Origin of the sequence: Solirubrobacter soli DSM 22325 (genome assembly GCF_000423665.1) — a bacterium.
Classification (GTDB): Bacteria; Actinomycetota; Thermoleophilia; order Solirubrobacterales; family Solirubrobacteraceae; genus Solirubrobacter; species Solirubrobacter soli.
This window is the reverse complement of sequence record NZ_AUIK01000032.1, coordinates 34,812-52,000: the sequence shown is the minus strand read 5'-3', so window position 1 is coordinate 52,000 and position 17,189 is coordinate 34,812. Positions and strand designations below refer to the sequence as shown.

Annotated in this window: 10 protein-coding genes; 3 read left to right on the top strand and 7 right to left on the bottom strand. The window is 71.1% G+C overall.

Going from position 1 to position 17,189, the window contains the following annotated elements; genetic code table 11:
* Positions 1–76 precede the first annotated feature (76 nt).
* Positions 77–3,109: a protein kinase domain-containing protein gene (locus tag G569_RS58905; protein WP_053226957.1), complete on the bottom strand. Its 3,033-nt coding sequence runs from the start codon at positions 3,107–3,109 to the stop codon at positions 77–79.
* Positions 3,082–4,560, bottom strand: a complete 1,479-nt coding sequence (locus G569_RS58900) for an AfsR/SARP family transcriptional regulator (protein WP_053226956.1) — start codon at positions 4,558–4,560, stop codon at positions 3,082–3,084. The genes G569_RS58905 and G569_RS58900 overlap by 28 nt, the downstream gene beginning before the upstream one ends.
* A gap of 403 nt (positions 4,561–4,963) precedes the next feature.
* Here G569_RS58900 and G569_RS58895 point away from each other — a divergent pair, with 403 nt between their 5' ends.
* Positions 4,964–7,138, top strand: a complete 2,175-nt coding sequence (locus G569_RS58895) for an OmpL47-type beta-barrel domain-containing protein (RefSeq protein WP_028065497.1) — start codon at positions 4,964–4,966, stop codon at positions 7,136–7,138.
* A gap of 105 nt (positions 7,139–7,243) precedes the next feature.
* On the top strand, positions 7,244–8,881 hold the full coding sequence (locus tag G569_RS58890) for a sensor histidine kinase (protein ID WP_053226955.1): 1,638 nt from the start codon (positions 7,244–7,246) through the stop codon (positions 8,879–8,881).
* On the opposite strand, the gene G569_RS66065 is transcribed toward G569_RS58890, so the two are convergent.
* Entirely contained in the window at positions 8,817–9,680 is an 864-nt protein-coding gene (locus tag G569_RS66065; RefSeq protein ID WP_306765227.1) for a response regulator, read from the bottom strand. The genes G569_RS58890 and G569_RS66065 overlap by 65 nt on opposite strands.
* 25 nt (positions 9,681–9,705) lie before the next feature.
* Positions 9,706–10,290, bottom strand: coding sequence for a phosphotransferase-like protein (locus tag G569_RS0125230; protein ID WP_028065495.1), 585 nt, complete (start codon positions 10,288–10,290; stop codon positions 9,706–9,708).
* Positions 10,291–10,543: 253 nt separating this feature from the next.
* On the opposite strand from G569_RS0125230, the gene G569_RS0125225 reads away from it, so the two are divergent.
* Positions 10,544–11,947 (top strand): amidase, encoded by a 1,404-nt coding sequence (locus G569_RS0125225; protein WP_037498996.1) that lies wholly within the window; start codon positions 10,544–10,546, stop codon positions 11,945–11,947.
* Positions 11,948–12,010: 63 nt separating this feature from the next.
* On the opposite strand, the gene G569_RS0125220 is transcribed toward G569_RS0125225, so the two are convergent.
* From G569_RS0125220 to G569_RS0125210, 3 genes are all read right to left on the bottom strand, one after another.
* The gene (locus tag G569_RS0125220) at positions 12,011–13,945 is read right to left on the bottom strand and encodes a primary-amine oxidase (RefSeq protein WP_028065493.1); all 1,935 of its coding nucleotides are present in this window, start codon (positions 13,943–13,945) and stop codon (positions 12,011–12,013) included.
* Complete coding sequence (locus G569_RS0125215) at positions 13,942–15,492, bottom strand: APC family permease (protein ID WP_028065492.1); 1,551 nt, start codon at positions 15,490–15,492, stop codon at positions 13,942–13,944. Before G569_RS0125215 ends, G569_RS0125220 begins: the two co-directional genes overlap by 4 nt.
* Positions 15,493–15,606: 114 nt before the next feature.
* Positions 15,607–16,359 carry an enoyl-CoA hydratase-related protein gene (locus G569_RS0125210; protein ID WP_028065491.1) on the bottom strand — a complete coding sequence of 251 codons (753 nt, stop codon included), beginning with the start codon at positions 16,357–16,359 and terminating at the stop codon, positions 15,607–15,609.
* Positions 16,360–17,189 lie beyond the last annotated feature (830 nt).

Genomic DNA, 17,189 nt, shown 5'->3' with positions numbered 1-17,189 from the left:
GACCGCCCGATGCGGTCGATCCGGTGCACGATCGAGCGCGCCGGTTACCCGCCGCTGAACGCGGACTGAACGGCGCTTAACCCGAGAGGCTCGCCGGCACCTCGATCACGCGCTCCACGGCCGCGCCCTCGAGATAGATCGGGAGGCGCACGCTGTTCGGCGTCGAGCCGGTGACGCGCAGGACGGTCACCCGCGCGGGAGCGATGTCGCCGCGGTCGAACGTGAAGCTGCCGAGGATGCCGTCGGTGACGTGGAGCGTGCGCAGCGACCGCAGGACCGACGCGCGCGTGCCGTCGGAGTGTGCGATCGCCTGCAGGACGACCTCCGCGGCCGCGGCCGCGTTGATGGCGAAGCCGCGGTGCGCGGCCGGGCCGAAGAGCGCGGCGAAGCGCGCGGCGGCCGGTGTCAGCGCGCCGGCGTCGGGTAGCGCCTCCGTCGTGGCCACGTAGACGCCGTGGGCCGCGCGTCCTGCGCTGGGGATCAGGCGGTCGACGTGGAACTGGTCGCCGACCATGATCGCGATGCGCGGGCCCAGGCGCGCACGCAGCGCCTTGACCAGCGGACCGCCGACGTCATCGCCCCCGCCGATCACGATCCCGTCGACCCGGGCGCGGGCCACCCGGCCGGCGAGGGCGGCGTACTCGTGCGCGTCGATGCCGCCGAAGTCCTCCGACCCGGCGATCTCGACGCCGAGCCGCGCGGCTGCGCGCCGGAACGGATCGGCCAGCTCGTCCCATTCCCCGTCGCCGACGAGGCCGAGCACGTAGACACGCCGCAGCTGCAGCCGCTGCGCGAGCAGCGCCAGCGCGACGCCCTCGACGTCGGTGCGGCCGATGACCCGAGCGTAGTTGCGCGTGCCCGTCGGGTAGTAGCGGTCCAGCGCGACCGCGCCCGCGGGTACGGTCGGCCGTCCACGCGTCAGGCCCGGGTCGCTGTTGGTCGGGCTGACCAGCGCGAGCGGGCCGCCCGGGGCGCGGTTGAGGATCGGGATCTGGAGCTGGGCGCAGTACGACGAGAGCGGGCCGATCACGGCCACGACCCGCTCGGCGCGCGCGTACGCGTTGGCGTTCGCGGCGCAGCGCCGTCGCTCGAAGGCGCCGGTTTGCGCCGTCGATTCGTCGCACGACTGGTAACCGACCACGTGCCGGCCCGCGTGGAAGCCATGGTCCTTCAGGACCCAGCGGATCGCGTCCGCGAGCCCGCGCGTGACATCAGCGTCGCCGCCCTGGAGCGGGAGATCGGACGCGATCAGCACGTCCGGCGTCGCGCCGCCGGACTCGACGGGGGTGCAGGCCGCCGGCGGCATCGTGCCCGCCCGGGTCGCGCCCGCGACGCTGACCCAGGCCGAGCCGGCGCCGACGGCCAGCGCCTGCGCCGCTCCGATCCGCACCCTCGTCACGGCGTTCGTGCGCGCATCGACGCGAGCGAGCACGCCGTCCTGGTAATCGCCCGTCCACGCCGCACCGTCGCCGTAGCTGACGAAGAAGGGCCGGCCGCCGACGTCGATCGACCGGACGCGTGGCTGCGGTCCAGGCTCGATGCGCCACAACCGGCCGACGTCCGGCGACGTGACCCAGACCGCGCCACCGCCGACCGCGATGCCCGTCATGGCGTCCCGGCCGACCCGGACCCGATCGGCGACCCGGTTCGTCGCCGGATCGATCCGTGTCACGTCGAGGTCGCTCGAGTTCAGGAACCACACGCCCTCGGCGCCCGCCGCGAGCGTGTTCACGCCGGCCGTGACGGGGATCTTCGCCACGATCCGGCTCGTCGCCGGGTCGATGCGGTAGATCCGGTTGTCGGCGCCGGCCGCCCAGAGCGCCCCGGCTCCGACCGCCATCTGCGGGGAGCCCACGCTCGGCGGCGGCCCGTACTCGCTGTGCCCGCGCGACAGCGCAATGGTGCCCGTGACCTTCAAGCTGCCCGGGTCGACGCGCGTGATGCTGGTCGTGAACCTCACGTCGAAGCTCTCGCTGCCGGCCCCGTTGCCGACCCAGACGGCGCCGCCGCCGACGGCGAGATCGGTCGGCCGCGAGCCGGCCGAGAAGCGCTTCACGGCCTTCGTCTCGGGATCGAGCCGCGCGACGGTCTCCGCTTCGCTGTCGAGCACCCAGACCGCGCCCTCGCCGACGGCGATATTGCTCGGCGCAGTCGTGGCTTCCGTGAAGGACCCGATCCCGCCGTCGGAGTCGAGCGCGACGACGAAGCTGCCCGGCGGCAGCGCCTCGACGTCGCCGTCCCGGACGTACAGTGCCGCGACCGCCGCCGTCGCGAGGGCCGCCAGCGCTGCGCCGACCCAGCGCGCGCGATGCCGCACCCGCCTGCGCATACGCGTCGCCGCGATCAGCTCGCCACAGTTTCCGTAGCGATCCTTCGGGTCGCGCGCGAACGCCCGCTTGAAGACGCGCTCGAGGCCTTCAACCGGCACGTAGCGCCCCTGCATGTGCGCCCACAGCGTCTCGGCCTCGCTCTCGCGCCGGAACGCCGGCATGCCGGTGAGGCACTCGTAGAGCACACACGCGAGCGCGTACTGGTCGGTGCGCGCGTCGACGCGCTCGCCGGCGATCTGCTCGGGGGCGAGGTAGTCGAGCGAGCCCACGAGCCGGCCGGTGTCGGTCGTGACACCGCCGAGCTGCTTGCTCACGCCGAAGTCGGTCAGGTAGGCGTGCTCGTCGTCGTCGACCAGGATGTTGGCCGGCTTGACGTCACGGTGCACGAGCCCGCTCCGGTGCGCCGCGTCGAGCGCGCTCGCGATCTGCCCGAGCAGCGCCAGTGTCCGCTCGAGCGCCAACGGGCCGTCGCGCCGCAGCAGCGTCCGGAGATCGCTGCCCTCGACATAGCGCATGGCCAGGAAAAGCTGCCCGTCCTCCTCGCCCGCCTCGTAGATCGGGACGACGCTCGCGTGGTCAAGCGAAGCCGCGAGCCGCGACTCGTCGAGGAAGCGCTTGCGGAAGCGCTCGTCCTCGGCCAGCTCGGGAAGGATCAGCTTGAGCGCCACCGGGCGCTGCAGCTTCACGTCAGTGGCGCGGTAGACGACGCCCATGCCGCCGTGGCCGATCAGCTCCTCGAGCTCGTAGCCGATCACGGCGCCGACCCGGTCAGCGACCACGTGAAGCGCGTCATCGCCGGCGCGTCCGCCGCCGCTCCGCGCCGCACGAACACGGTCGGCGCGGGAGGATCGGCGACGAGCGCGGCGCGCACGCGGCCCAACCCCTCCTCGCGCCAGCGGTCCGGGAAGCCGACCACCAGCAGGCCGGCGCCTCGCGCGTGCTCGACGACGCCGCGCCGCCCGGGCCGAGCGAGCACCGGCTCCGCGACCACGCCGCTGCGGCGTTGGACGATCAGCGACGCGTCGGCCAGCAACCGGCTGGCGTCACGTCCGCGCCGGCCGGTGACGGCGCCGATCAGGCGCAGCGGCGCTCCGGTCGCGCGCGCTACGCGCGCGCCCAGCTCGAGCGCCGCCCAGTCGTGGCGTCCGGCCCCGAAAGGCACCAGCACCGGCCCGTCGCGCGGCGTACTGGTCAGCACGCCCACATCACAGCGCGCGGTTTCGATCACCACGCGGGCCGCACCCTCCAGCGGCGCGCCCTGCAGCACGATCAGCTCGCACCCCTCGCGCTCGGCGAGCCGCGCGAGGTCAGCACCGGGCTCCGGCGACGAGAACGCCGCCGAGCGCGCATCGGGAAGCTCGCGCGCACGGGCCGCGAGTGCAGTCGTCGCTGCACCCACTTCGTTCGCCGGCACGACGCACGCGAGCACCAGCGGCGCCGCCAGCAACGTGGCCAGCGCCAGCAGCTCGTCGACGCGTTCGATCGAGGCCGGGACAACCAGCAGCGAGCCCGCCGCCGGCACGTCTGCCGGTGGATCGAGCGCCGGGTCCTGCTGCAGGATCGCGCGCTCGAGCCGTCGCAACTCCCCGCCCGGCTCGAGCCCGAGCTCGCTCGCCAGCTCGCGCTGCGCCACCCGGTAGGCCTCCAGCGCATCGGCTTGGCGCGCCGAGCGGTAGAGCGCGAGCATCAGCTGGCCGCGGAGCCGTTCGCGCAGTGGGTGGTGCGCGATCACGACCTCGAGCTCGCCGACGAGGTCCGCGTACCGGCCGTTGGCGAGGTCGGCGTCGATGCGTTGCTCCAGCGTGACGAGCCGCAACTCCTCCAGCCGTGCGCGCTCGGCTTGCACGCACGGCTCGTAGGCGAGGTCGTCGTAGGCCGGTCCGCGCCAGAGCGCGAGCGCCTCGCGCGGACGGCCCTCGCCGCGCAGCCGACAGAACCTGGCCAAGTCGAGCTCTGACGCGTCGACCCGTAGGGCGTAGCCGGGCGGACGCGTGATCAGCCGGTCGGGCCCGAGCTCCTTGCGCAGCCGCGAGACGTAGACGTGGATGCTGTTGTCCGCCCTGGCCGGCGGCGCGTCCCCCCACAACTCCGCCAGCAGATGGTCCGTGGAGACGACCGCGTTCGCGTGCTGGAGCAGGATCGCCAACAGCGAGCGTTGCTTGACTCCGCCGAGCGCGACCGCGCGACCGCCGTCGCTCACTTCCAAGGGGCCGAGTACGCGGAAGTCCATCGGGGGGCTCCGGCCGACAGTACCGGTCCCCGGCACACGCCGCCAGCCTCATCCCTGGCGCGAGCTGCGTGCGTTCCTGACTGGCCCCCGGACTCGCTCCCGCCTCAGACGAGCCGGCATCCGCACCGCCGGTACGGAGCGCGTCGTGGCGACGGACTGCTTGGACTCAAACTTCGGGCCCGCGACGCTCAAATGCGCGTCACCGGCCGTGAAGACGACGGTCGCGCCGGACCTGGGCGGCGATCCGATCGAGTCAAATGACGCGCTCGACCCCGTCAGATGCCCCATGGACCCGGCTGCGGCGCGTCCGTAGCTTGCCGTCGTCCCGTTCCTCCCCGAATTCACGGACGGCTCCCCTTTGCTTCCCAAGCTCTCAACGATCAACAGGTTCACTCGCGCCGGCGTGGCCGGCGCGCTCATCATCGCCGGCCTCGCCGGCCCCGCGGCCGGCCGAGCGGCGGCCGCGGAGAAGGTCACGCCGGACGTCACCGGGCTCCAGCGCGTGCTGGTCGTGGGCTGCCGGTTCCACGACACCACGTCGCCGGACATCCTCGACTACTCGAACAACGGCATCCGGCAGGTCCTCTCGCGCACGCACGACTACTTCGACACGCAGTCCAACCACCGCGTCGACTTCGAGGGTGAGTTCATCGGGTGGCGCACGCTCCCCAAGAGCGTCGACGACTACGGCAGCGACGGCAGCGGCGCCACCAAGGACTGTCAGGACATCGCGCTCGGCGTCCTGGCCGACCGCGGCGAGCAGGCGACGGCGTACAGCGACGTCGTGCTGCTCTTCAACTACGACAAGGGCATCTCGAACCAGACCGGCCCGATGAACGGGCGTCCCGGCACCTGGACGCGGCTGCGCTACACCGGCGGCACCGGCGGCGGCTGGACGAGCGAGGCCCTGTGGGCGCACGAGATGGGCCATGCATTCGGCCTGCTGCACTCGACGTTCCCGACCCGGGCCGACGGCAACCAGTACAACGACTTCCAGGACGCTATGAGCGGCTTCGCGCACTCCTCCCAGGAGCGCTGGAACTTCCTCGCCGGCGGCGTCTGCAACGGCATCGCCGGGCACCCGCGGTGCATCTACAAAGGCGAGGCCGACCAGATCCCGGTCGACTATTCCGCCTTCCAGAAGCAGCGACTCGGGTGGCTCTTCCCCGACCAGATCGCGACGCACTGGGGCGGCCGGTCCACCTACCGGCTCTCCGCGCCGACGTACAACCCGGGTGACGGCCCGACCATCGAGAAACTCAAGCTGATCGAGGCCAAGATCCCGGGCTCGAAGGCGTACTACGCGATCGAGTACCGCCGCGGCGATGCCGGCGGGGACGCCAATGCCGCCGCCTTCCGCCGCGGCTGGGACAGCTATGACGTCGGCATCCGCAGCGACCGGGTGACGGTCTATCTCGTCGAGCCCGACCTCTACGCGGCCAACGCCGGAGACCTCGGCGACGCCAACCTGGCGGCGGTGCTCAACCCGGGTGACCGCTACTCCTCGCCGGACGGCCGCCTGACCGTGAGCTTCGACGGCATCGTGAACACCTTCGACACGTCGCACATGAACGCGTCGGTGACGATCGCCACGCCACAGCCGCCGGCACCGCTCACCTACCTCTCCGCCGACGGCGCCGACGGTGTGTGGCTCAACCACGACGCCAGCGCGCAGCTGTTCGCCTACGCGGCCGAGCAGGGCGCGCCGGTCGCGGCGACCTATTACGGCGTCGACGACCCCGGCTGCACCGTCCAGACGCGCGACTGCGCGGTCTATCCTGCCGAAGGCTTCACCGTCACCGGCGACGGCGTGCACGATGTGACCTACTTCAGCACCGACGCGGCCGGGGGTAGCGAGATCGCCCGCCACACGACGATCCGCATCGACAAGACGCCACCGACCACGACCGCCGGCGTGGCCGCTGCCGACGGCGGGCCGCGCGTGCTGACCCTCACCGCCACCGACGCGCTGTCCGGCGTCCGCCAGACCGACTACGACCTCGACGGCGCCGGCTTCAAGCCCTACCGGGATCCGCTGCAGATCGCCGCGCCCGGCACGCACACGATTCGCTTCCGCTCGCGCGATAACGCCGGGAACAGCGAGGCGGTGCGACAGGTCGAAATCGAGGACACGACCGCGACGCCGACGACCACGTCGCCCGAGGCGCTCTCGACCACGCCGACCGAGGCACCCGCGACCACCCCGACCCCGGCGCCCACCGCTGCACCGACCGAGGTGCCCGCCGCACCCGGCGCCGCTTCGCCGGCCACCTCGCCCGCGCCACGCTCGCCGCTCGCTGCGACCGTCACCGCGACGCCCGCGAGGATCCGAACCGCCAACGGCCGGTCGGTCAAGGTGCACGTCACGCTGCACACGCAGGTCGCCGGCGCCACCGTACGGCTTACCAAGATCGTGCACACCGGCAAGGGACGCGCAAGCGGGTGGCGCGTCGGCACGGCCGACGTCGACGGCCGGATCTCCGCCGTCCGCGGCTCGACCTACAGCCTCACCTACGCGGTGCGTGACCGACTCGGACGCACGGTGAGCGCCACAGCGAGGATCGTCGTGCGGCGCTGACCGAGTGACCGCCGATGCGGGCCGTGATCGGTCGCGGCCCGCGTCGTCTCACCGTGCCCTGCGAGCGTTGGCGCCGCGCTTCCCGCACGCATAGGATCGCGACCAATGAGCGACCGTGCCGTCACGCGCCTCGGCGAGCTCATCGCCCGCGATTCGCCGTCGCCCACGCGCCTCGTGCTCGGCAACCTGGCCGCCGGCGTCGGCTACTACGCGCTGGCAAAGCTCGGCAGCGTCGTGCTGTTCACCGGCGAGGTGCAGGTCGCGTGGCTCCCGGTCGGCTTCGCCGCCGCCCTGCTGTACCTGGGCGACCTGCGATGGCTGGTCGGTCCGGCGGTGGCCGACGTGTTGCTCGGTACGGGCGTCGTGCCGTTCCACCGCGAGATGCTCACCGAGTGGACGCAGCTGCAGACCTTCGGCAACGTGGTCGAGTTCACGCTGATCGCGCTGCTGCTGCGCCGCTGGCTCGGCCGGCACAACCGGCTCGAGCGGCCACTGGACATCGCCTTCCTGCTCATCGCCATCGCTTGCGGGACCGCCATCTCAGCCGCCATCGGCAGCTTCTCGGCCTGGCGTGCCGGAGACGTCCAGGCGGACGAGCTCGGCTCGGTGTTCAGGACCTGGTGGATCGGTGACGCGTGCGGCGGACTGCTGGTGTTGCCGCTGATCCTGGTCTGGGTTGGCGGGCCGCCGCTCGTCTGGCCACGCGGCCGCAAGCTGCTGGAGGCGGTGGCGATCCCGGCCGCGGTGACGGTGCTCAGCGTCGTGGTCTTCGATTCGCGCCACCCGCTCACCTACCTGGTGCTCCCGGTGCTGGTCTTCGCCGCCGTCAACCTCGGGCAGCGTGGGGCCACGGCCGCGCTGCTGATGGCGATCGCGGTGGCTATCGCCCGCACCGCCGACAAGGCGGGGCCGTTCGCCACCCGCTCGATCGACGACGCGACGCTCGACACACAGCTATACATCCTGGTCGCCATCATCACCACGCTCACGCTCGGCGCCGTCGTGAGCAGCCGGGAGGAGTCGGCCCTGCGGCTCGCGGAAGCGCGCCGCCGTGAGGCGGAGCGAGCGGCGGAAGAGCGCCGCCGCATCGCGGGCGATCTGCACGACTCCGTCTCGCAGACGCTTTTCACGCTCGGCCTGCACACCGGGCTCGCGCGCCATCACGCCGCGCACGTGGACCCGCCGGTGGGCGAGGCGCTGCGCGCGACCGTCGACGAGGTCGCCGAGCTCGCGCACCGCGCCCTGCAGGAGATGCGAGCCTCGATCTTCGAGCTCCGCCGCGACGCGCTGGCCGAGCAGGGGCTCGTCACGGCGCTGCGCGCCCACGCGGGAGCCATCGGCCCCCGCCACGACGTCGAGGTCATGGTCGCGGGCCCGGAAGAGCGGGTGCCGCTCGATCCGGCGGTCGAGGAGCGGCTCTACCGCATCGGGCAGGAGGCGATCACGAACGCGGTCAAACACTCGGGAAGCGCGTGCGTCAAGGCCCGACTTGACGTGAGCTCGACCGCGGTGAGCCTGCAGGTGCGCGATGACGGCGTCGGGTTCGACCCGGCTGGGTCGTACGACGGCCATCTCGGACTCGAGTTGATGCGCACTCGCGCGGCCGAGGCGGGTGGCCGCCTCTCCGTCGACAGCGCACCCGGCCGTGGGACCGCGCTGACGGTCACCGTCGCGGCCGCTACCAACTCGCGGGCCGGAGCCCCTCGCGCACTGCGAGCAACGCCGCCTGCGTCCGCGACGTGAGGCCCAGCTTGGCCAGGATGTGGCTGACGTGCGTGCGCACGGTGCGCTCGCTGAGCACCAGCCGCCGGGCGATCTCCTTATTGGCATGGCCGTCGGCGATCAGCTGCAGGATCTCCAGCTCGCGCTCGGAGAGCTCGTCGAACGGGCCCGCCGCGGGCGCCGGTGCCGGCCGCAACGAGGCCATCATCCGGCGGGCGAGCGCGCCGTCGATGTGGATCTCGCCCCGCCGCGCGGCCCGGATCGCCACCGCGAGCTCCTCCGGCGCCGCGTCCTTGACCAGGTAGCCCGCCGCGCCGGCCTGCAGCGCGGCTTCCACCCTGGACTGATCGATCAACGAGGTGACCGCGACGACCTCCACGTCCGGCCACGTCGCGCGCAGCCGACGCGTCGCCTCGACCCCGTCGATGGGCTCCATGGCCAGATCCATCAGAACCACGTGCGGCGGCTCGTCATGGCTCGCGAGCGCCGAGACGGCATCGATGGCCTCCTGCGCGGCACCGGCCTCGCCGACGACCTCGATGTCGTCAAAGATGGACAGGTACGACCGCACGCCGCGGCGCACGAGGCCGTGATCGTCGACGATGAACACCCGGATCGGCTCGTCGGCGTCTTCCATGGCGGACACGAGCCGATCATAAGCCGCGGTTCCGCCGCTGCGCCGCGCCCGAGACATTTGTCGTAGCTGCCGGGACAGATGACGGTGATCGGCGCCATGCGCGGTTACCGGCCCAAGATCCGAGAAGACGCCGATGCCGGTGTCGTTGTCGCCTTGCCTCCGAGTTGTGGCGAGCGCGCGCAAGCGGGCCCTCGATGAGTCGATGTCTCTAGGGCCACGCCGGGAAGCGTGCTCTGAACCTCTCCACGATCAGGGCGGCGCAGGCGTCCGGTGTCGCCGATGACGTGTCCACGATGACGTCGTAGTCCCTGAAGCTGTGCGTCAGCCGGTAATGCCCGCGCGCGGCGCCGACGTGCCGGTCGCCGCGATCTTGCTCGCGCTGCACGATGATCGCCAACGGACAATGCACTCCGACCCAGAGCGCAGTCGCCCGCGACAACGCCCGCTCCAACCCCGCGGGTTGCTCGGGTATCACCCAGACATCATCGATGACCTGATCGAGCCCTGCCTCGACACATGACGACCAGAAGGAGTGGCTTGCCCGGATCATTCCGAGGCCGAGTTCTCCGGGCACGATGTCGAAGGCGGGCATGCCGTCGACGGTTGTCGGCACCCAGCTGATCCCGTCGGTCAGGGTCCCATCGATCGCGAAGAAGCGATCGCTCTGCGCCGCCAGGAAGGTGTCGATCCCTGTCGACTGCAGCGGCCTCGGCCACCGCTCCTGAAGCGCGGCGGCGATGCTGGACTTGCCCGAGCAACTCGGGCCGTTGAGAACGATGCAAGCCGCCGCCACCGATCAAGGATCGCAAATCAGCCTCGCATCACCGGGCGCGGGATCTTCGCCGATGTCGACGTTCGCGGCCGCGGCGCCCGGCCGTCTGTTCAAGACTGGGCGTTGTTCGCGCGCGCCTCCACTGGTGGCAGCCGTCGGCGGATCGGCGGGCGTGCGAGCAGAGGCGACGCCGGAGTGTGCCAAGAACGCTCGGCTTGTGCCCGATCGGCTCTGGGTTGCGGCGGTGGTTGCCGCCGGTGAGACTGTCGTGTCGATGACCGACCTGACGTCGCTCGATCTGCTCGGCCACGCGGCGCTGGTGCGTTCCGGTGAAGCGACGGCGCTCGAGTTGCTCGATGCGGCGATTGAGCGCATCGAGTCCGCGCGCTCCCTCAACGCCGTGATCTGCGATCTGTTCGATCGTGCGCGGTCGCAGGCGTCCGGGCCGCTCGGCGACGGGCCGCTTGCGGGCGCGCCGTTCCTGCTCAAGGACCTCGGCGCGCCGATCGCGGGCGTGCCCGAGCGGATGGGCTCGATGGCGCTGCGCGCCCACGTGTCGCCGGCGACGTCGGTCGTAGTCGCCCGCTACCTGGCCGCGGGCCTCGTCGTCGCGGGTAAGACCAACACGCCCGAGTGGGGCAACCACTGCACGACAGAACCGGTGCTCTTCGGTCCGACGGTCAATCCGCGCGCTCCGGACCGCTCGCCGGGCGGCTCGAGCGGCGGGTCCGCTGCCGCTGTCGCGGCCGGCCTCGTACCGGCGGCATCCGGCGGTGACGGGACGGGTTCGATCCGAGTGCCGGCGTCGTGCTGCGGCGTGATCGGGCTGAAGCCCGCCCGCGGACGCAAGACGTTCGCGCCCGACGCCGGTCATGTGCTCGAGGGCCTGGTCAACGAGCACGCACTGACCCGCACGGTGCGCGATTGCGCCGCGCTCCTGGACGCGACCGCCGGCCCGGCGATCGGCGATCCCTATTTCGCCGCACCGCCTGCCGAGTCGTGGCTTGCGGCGATCGAGCGCGATCCGCCGGCGCTGCGGATCCGCTGGACGGCCGATGCGCCGTTCGAGGGCACTACGCACGCCGACGTGCGCGCAGCGGTCGAGGCTGCGGCAGCGATCCTGACAGGGCTCGGCCACGAGCTCATGCAGGGTGCGCCGGTCTTCGACCCCGAGCCGGTGCTGGACACGGTCGCGGTGCTGCACCAGGTCTCGAATCTGGAGCTGCATGCGCTGGCGGAGTCCGAGCTTGGCCGGCCCCCCGAACGCGGGGAGCTCGAGCCGACCGCATGGGAGATGCTCGAGGAGGGCCGCTCGGTAACCGGCGCGCAGTATGCGGGCGCGATCGCCAGCGTCCACGCACAAGGCCGGCGCTTCGCCGACGGGCTGGCGGACGTTGACGCGTTCCTGGTTCCGACGCTCTTGACAGACGGCCCCCCGCCGCTGGCTCACCTCAACCAGCCGCGCGGCTCGACGAGGGAGTTCTTCCGCGTCGAGTTCGCCACGACGGGCTGGACGCCGATGGCCAACGTGTCGGGCTTCGCGGCGATCTCGCTGCCGCTCGCTACCACGACCGATGGGCTACCGATCGGGGTGCAGCTGATGGCGCCCGAGGAAACGGTCCTGCTGCAAATCGCCGCCCAACTGGAGCGCGCCGGCGAACTGACGACAGCACCCTGACCAGGGATGCGCGGCAAGTGCGGCCCGGCCGGCAAACGGCCGGGCCGCCCTGCGAGGCGCGTACTAGTCGTGATGGCAGTGCGACGGCGACGGCATGTCCAGTGCCGGGTTGCCGTCGAAGAATCCGGAGGGCTTGAGCATGAATCCGACCGTGGAGACCGGCATCACGGGCCAGTCCTCCGGCCGCGCGATGTGGTGAGCGCCGAACACGTACCAGAGCACGACGTCGGTGTCCTCGATCGGGCGGTCCTCCGCCGTCCAGCGCGGCAGGCCGTCGCCGCCCGCGTGCTGGTACGGGTAGTCGCCGGCCGCGTAGCGCTGCTCCGGGTCGTAGCGCGTCACCCACACGTGGTTGCTCGTGAACCCGCCGCGCGCCGCGAAGCGCGAGCTGGGCGCGAACATCGGCGCCACGTTCTCGCCCGGCATCAGCTTGTATGCGACGGGATCGCCGAGCTCGGAGACCTTGCCGGCGTTCTCGATCCGCCAGAAGCGGCCATGCAGCGGGTCGATCTGCGCCTGCGCCTCGCGCTCGGTCGCGTAGACCGTGCGCTGCACCGTCCAGGCCGAGTCCATCGGGTTCTCGGGACCGGGCGGCGACGGCACCGAGTCCAACTGCACGACCGTGTTCTCGTTGCCGTCCACCGCCATGTCCAGCCGCACCGCGAAGAAGTGCTGATGGTGCGGCGCGTAGAGGCCAGGCGCGAGCAGCGTGCCGTGCGCCGGACGCTCGCCGAGCGCCAGCGCGCCGGTGGAGATGACGCCGGTGAGCTTGACCTCGTACTCGATCGTGCCGTCGGTGTAGAGGTACCAGAAGTACCCATACTCGTAGTTGCCGACGGTGGCGATCGTCGAGATCACGAGCCGGCGCGATCGCCGCACCTCCACGTCCTCGGTGCGGAAGTCCATGTGCTTCCAGCCGATGCCGACGTCCTCTTCGTGCATGCAGATCGCGTTGGGGATGACCAGCGGCTCGCCATCCTGGTCGTTGCAGACCCCGTCGAAGTAGCGGATCTCGCCCAGGCAGTCGCAGCCCAGTTCGAGCGGGTTGCACAGCCAGCCGATGCCGTACTCGCCCATGTCGAACACGTTCTTGCGCCGGTGCATCGGCGCGGGGTCCCCGTACGGGATGTACATCTCCGACAGCGAGGCGCGGTAGACGATCGGCCGCAGCGTGCCGCGGTCCTCGTAGCCGATCTCGTGCAGCACCAGGCCCTCGCGCGGCGTGAAGCCGATCCGCAGCTGCCACTTCTGCCAGCGCACGTGGTGGCCGTCGACCTCGAAACTCGGGCCCTCGGGCTGCGTGATCTCGATCGGCTTGAGGTCGCCGCGCTGGGTCTCGTAGCGCGGGACGTTGTCCGCCGCGGCCATGCGCTGCGGGTCGTAGTTGCCGGCCTTCGGCGGTAGCGGGACGACGCCGTGGTCCTCGACGTTGACGACCTCCATCCGGTCGATGTCGAACTCGACGATCAGGCCCTCGACCGGGCGGGCGTAGCCGTTGTCGCCGGGCTCGGAGCGCACCCAGGTCAGCGGACGCAGAATCCGCCGCTCGGTGGGCGCGTCGTGCTCGCCCGTGTAGCCCGCCGCCCACGGGTCGAGCATCGTCAGAGAGAAGTCCTCGACGCCGCGCTTGCGGACAGCCGCCTGCCACTCCGGATTGGCCTGCACGGCCTCCTCGCAGGCCATGAACTCCTCCATCGTGATCTGCGGCTGCACGCCCTCGACGTGCTTGAAGGAGACGACGTTGCGGTCCGTGAGCGAGACGACCGCCTCATAGGTGGCCCGCTGCGAGCGCTCGTAGAGGACGATGAACGCTTCGCGCGGCACGGACTCGCCCGCCTGCACGGCCGCCTTCGGCGGCTCGTGCAAGGTGACGAACACGAAGCGCGCCGTCGCCCCGAGGCCCTTGCCGGCCTTCAGGATCGCCGACGCCGCGCTGACCTCCTCAGCGCTCAGCGGCTCCAGCGGATGGCCGACCCGCGGCTCTTGGAGCGTGCTCATACCGTCGCCTCCGCCGCCTCAACGTCTTCCTCGCGCACGAAGCGCCCGATCTTCCGATAGCGGTGGACGGCATTGCGGCGCATCCACAGCGCCGTCGCGCAGCCGATCAGGAACACGATCAACACCACCCACGGCACGAGCTTGATGTACAGGGCGTCGCCGGCGCCGGAGAGGCCCGCCCGGTTGTCGATCAGCAGATAGCAGGCGCCGGCCATGGCCAGGAAGCCGATGAACGGCGCGATCAGCGTCTTGATGGGATGGAACCCATCCGCGGCCTCGGTCCGGAAGTAGCGGATGATCGCGAGGCTGCACAGGCCCTGTACGGCCAGGATCCCGAGCACGCCGAGCAGCGGCGTCCAGGTCCCGAGCTTGAGCAGCGCGGCGAGCGTGCTGGGGTCCGACAGCGTGAACGCCAGCATGTAGAGCCCGACGATCACGGTCACGACCATCGACGCGTTGACCGGGCCCTTCTGCGTCGGGTGGGTCCGCCCGAGCGCCGCCGGCAGCAGGCCTTCGCGCGCGAGTGAGAACAGGTAACGCGAGCCCGTGTTGTAGAAGGCCATCGCGCAGGCGAACGAGCTCGTGATGATCAGGATCTCGATCATCGTGGTCAGCCCGGACCCCACGAACTTGTCGCTGAGCGGGTAGAACGCCGAGGCGTACTTGCCGGCGAACTGGTCGCTGACGGCCTGCGCGGAGCCGGTCAGTCCCCAGCCGGTGACGAACATGTACGAGACGAACGTGTAGAACACGCCGAGGCTGATGACCGAGATGTACAGCGCGCGCTTGGCGATCTTGTGCGGCTCGCGCGACTCCTCGGCGTAGTTGGGCGCCATCTCGAAGCCGACCCACGACCAGAAGGCGCCGAAGATCGCCACGCCGGCGGCAGCCGCCCCGAAGACCTTCAACGCGGCCTCGTTGTCGAAGATGTTCGCGGGGTTCAGCGGCGCGGCGCTGAACCCGTCAGGTCCGCCCTGGACGAGGATCGCGAACGCCAGGATGAGCATGACGAGCACCTCGGACACGAGCGCGACGCCGAGGATCTTGGCGGTCAGCTCGATGTGGAACCAGGCGAAGGCGGTCATCAGCGCAAGGAAGAAAGCCTCATACGCCCAGGCCGAGATCGAGACGCCGAACCACGCTTCGACCGACGTCGACGCGAAGTAGCTGCCGACCCCCGTGACGGCCGCCGCGAAGATGATGTAACAGAACGCGATCAGATAGCCCGCGCCCATGCCCATGACCGACCCCAGGCCGCGAGTGATGAACGTGTAGAACCCGCCGACCGCGGTCACGCGGCGCGCCATCTCGATGTAGCCGACGGAGAAGATCGTCAATGCGACGGTCGCGACGATGAACGCCGCCGGCACGGCGTAGCCGCCGCCCGAGACGGCGACCGGCACGTTGAAGAGCAACGCCGCGAGCGGAGCCGCGCCCGTGACGATGCAGAACAGCACCTGAGGCAACCCCAGCACGTCCTCCGCGAGGGCGTGCTCGCGATTCGGCACCCGCGTGCGGGCGGGTGGTGCGGCGGTGACCTTGCTCATGCGACCTCCAGCCTGGTCAGGACCCTGCGGGGAGCAGACCGACGCAAACCACGCCGGCACACGGCCGATGCACACCCAATCTACACCTTGCCGGTGGCTTAGTCTGAGCGCCGGTCAGTCGAAGCGCGGCGCGCGCTTCTCCAGGAACGCGAGCATGCCCTCGCGCGCGTCGGGCGTCTGGCTGGACGCGGCCATCAACTCGATCGCGTAGGCGTAGCCCTTCGGCTGGTCCAGGTCGACCTGGGCGTAGAACCCTTGCTTGCCCAGCGCCTTCGAGCTCCGGCTGCCTCGTGTGGCACGGCGCAGGAGGTCCAGGCAAGCCGCGTCGAGTTCGGCGGCCGGGACGACCGCGTTCACAAGGCCCCACGCCGCCGCGGTTCGGGCGTCGATCACGTCGCCGGTGAAGGCCATCTCGAGCGCGCGCTTACGCGGCAGGGCGCGGGCGACCGCGACGAGCGGGGTGTGGCAGAACCAGCCGCCCTTACCGCCAGGGATCGCAAAGGCCGCTTCCTCGGAGGCGACGGCGAGGTCTGCCGTCGCGACCAGCTGGCAACCGGCGGCCGTGGCCAAACCCTGCACCCGGGCGACCACGGGCTGCGGGATCGACTGGAGCGTCGTCATGAGCTCCGTGCAGAGTGCGAGCAACTCGCGCATCGCGGGCAGATCGGCGTCAACCATGTCGCCGAAGTCGTGCCCCGCGCAGAACACAGGCCCCTCGGCGGCGAGCAGCAGGCCGCGAGCGTCGCTCGTACCGACCTCGCGCACGGCGGCAAGCAGCTGCCGCATATGGTCGAGCGAAAGGGCGTTGCGGCGCTCCGGCATGTCCATCGTCACGCGAACGAAATCGTCCTCGCGCTCGACCCGCACGAGCGCGCGGCGCGCCGGCGTCGGGGTGCTCGGGGCGGCCGGATCGCGGGCGACCGTCGGCATGGTTCCAGACTAGGGGCGCAGCGCTCTGCCCGTCAACTCGTCCAGCGTCTGACCTCGACCGCCCCAGGCGGTCGCAAGTTCACATGATCGCTCAGGTCAAGAGAGAGGATGTCGGCACCACGCCGATTCGTCGTCCGCCAGCTGTATCGGCAGAGTTTCGAAGTCGTCGAAGAGCACCACTTCGGCGTCTGCCTATAGCAGCAGTCGACGAGGACGTTCGGAAGGAAGGTTGCAGCAGTGAGCGCGAGAGCCCGGACCGAATCCGCGCCCTGGCTGCCGCTGCTCTACTCGTCTCCCCCGTCCTGCTCGTTGCCGCGGTCATCTCGACCGCGCCTAACAAGTCCCGACCCCGCATCACGGCTGAGAACCTGGGCCGTCTCTCTTACGGATGAGATCGGACCCGCGTGGATTGCTGACGCCACCGGCGACCCCGGTGGCTGTCAGTTACGGCCAAGCGGCTGGGTCTGCGACGACGCTGATCCGGGCGGCAGCACTCTTGCCGCTACACGGTCCAAGCGACGTCGACGTCGTGCTGGAAGGCGAGTCCGACGCGATATGGCGGGCGCGCGCCAAGCCGGGCCTCCGGCTGCGTCAACTGACGTGGCGGCCCTTCGAGCCAACCGCGATCCGTGCAGACGGGGCGCGCGCGAGTGTCCCCGAGTTATCCGCTCTGGGGTTGAGACTCGCCGGTCAGCACGGGACAGGTACAGCGATAGAGATCCGTTGACGTGCGGTGCTGGTTCGTCAAGTCAGCGTCGCCCTCGGGG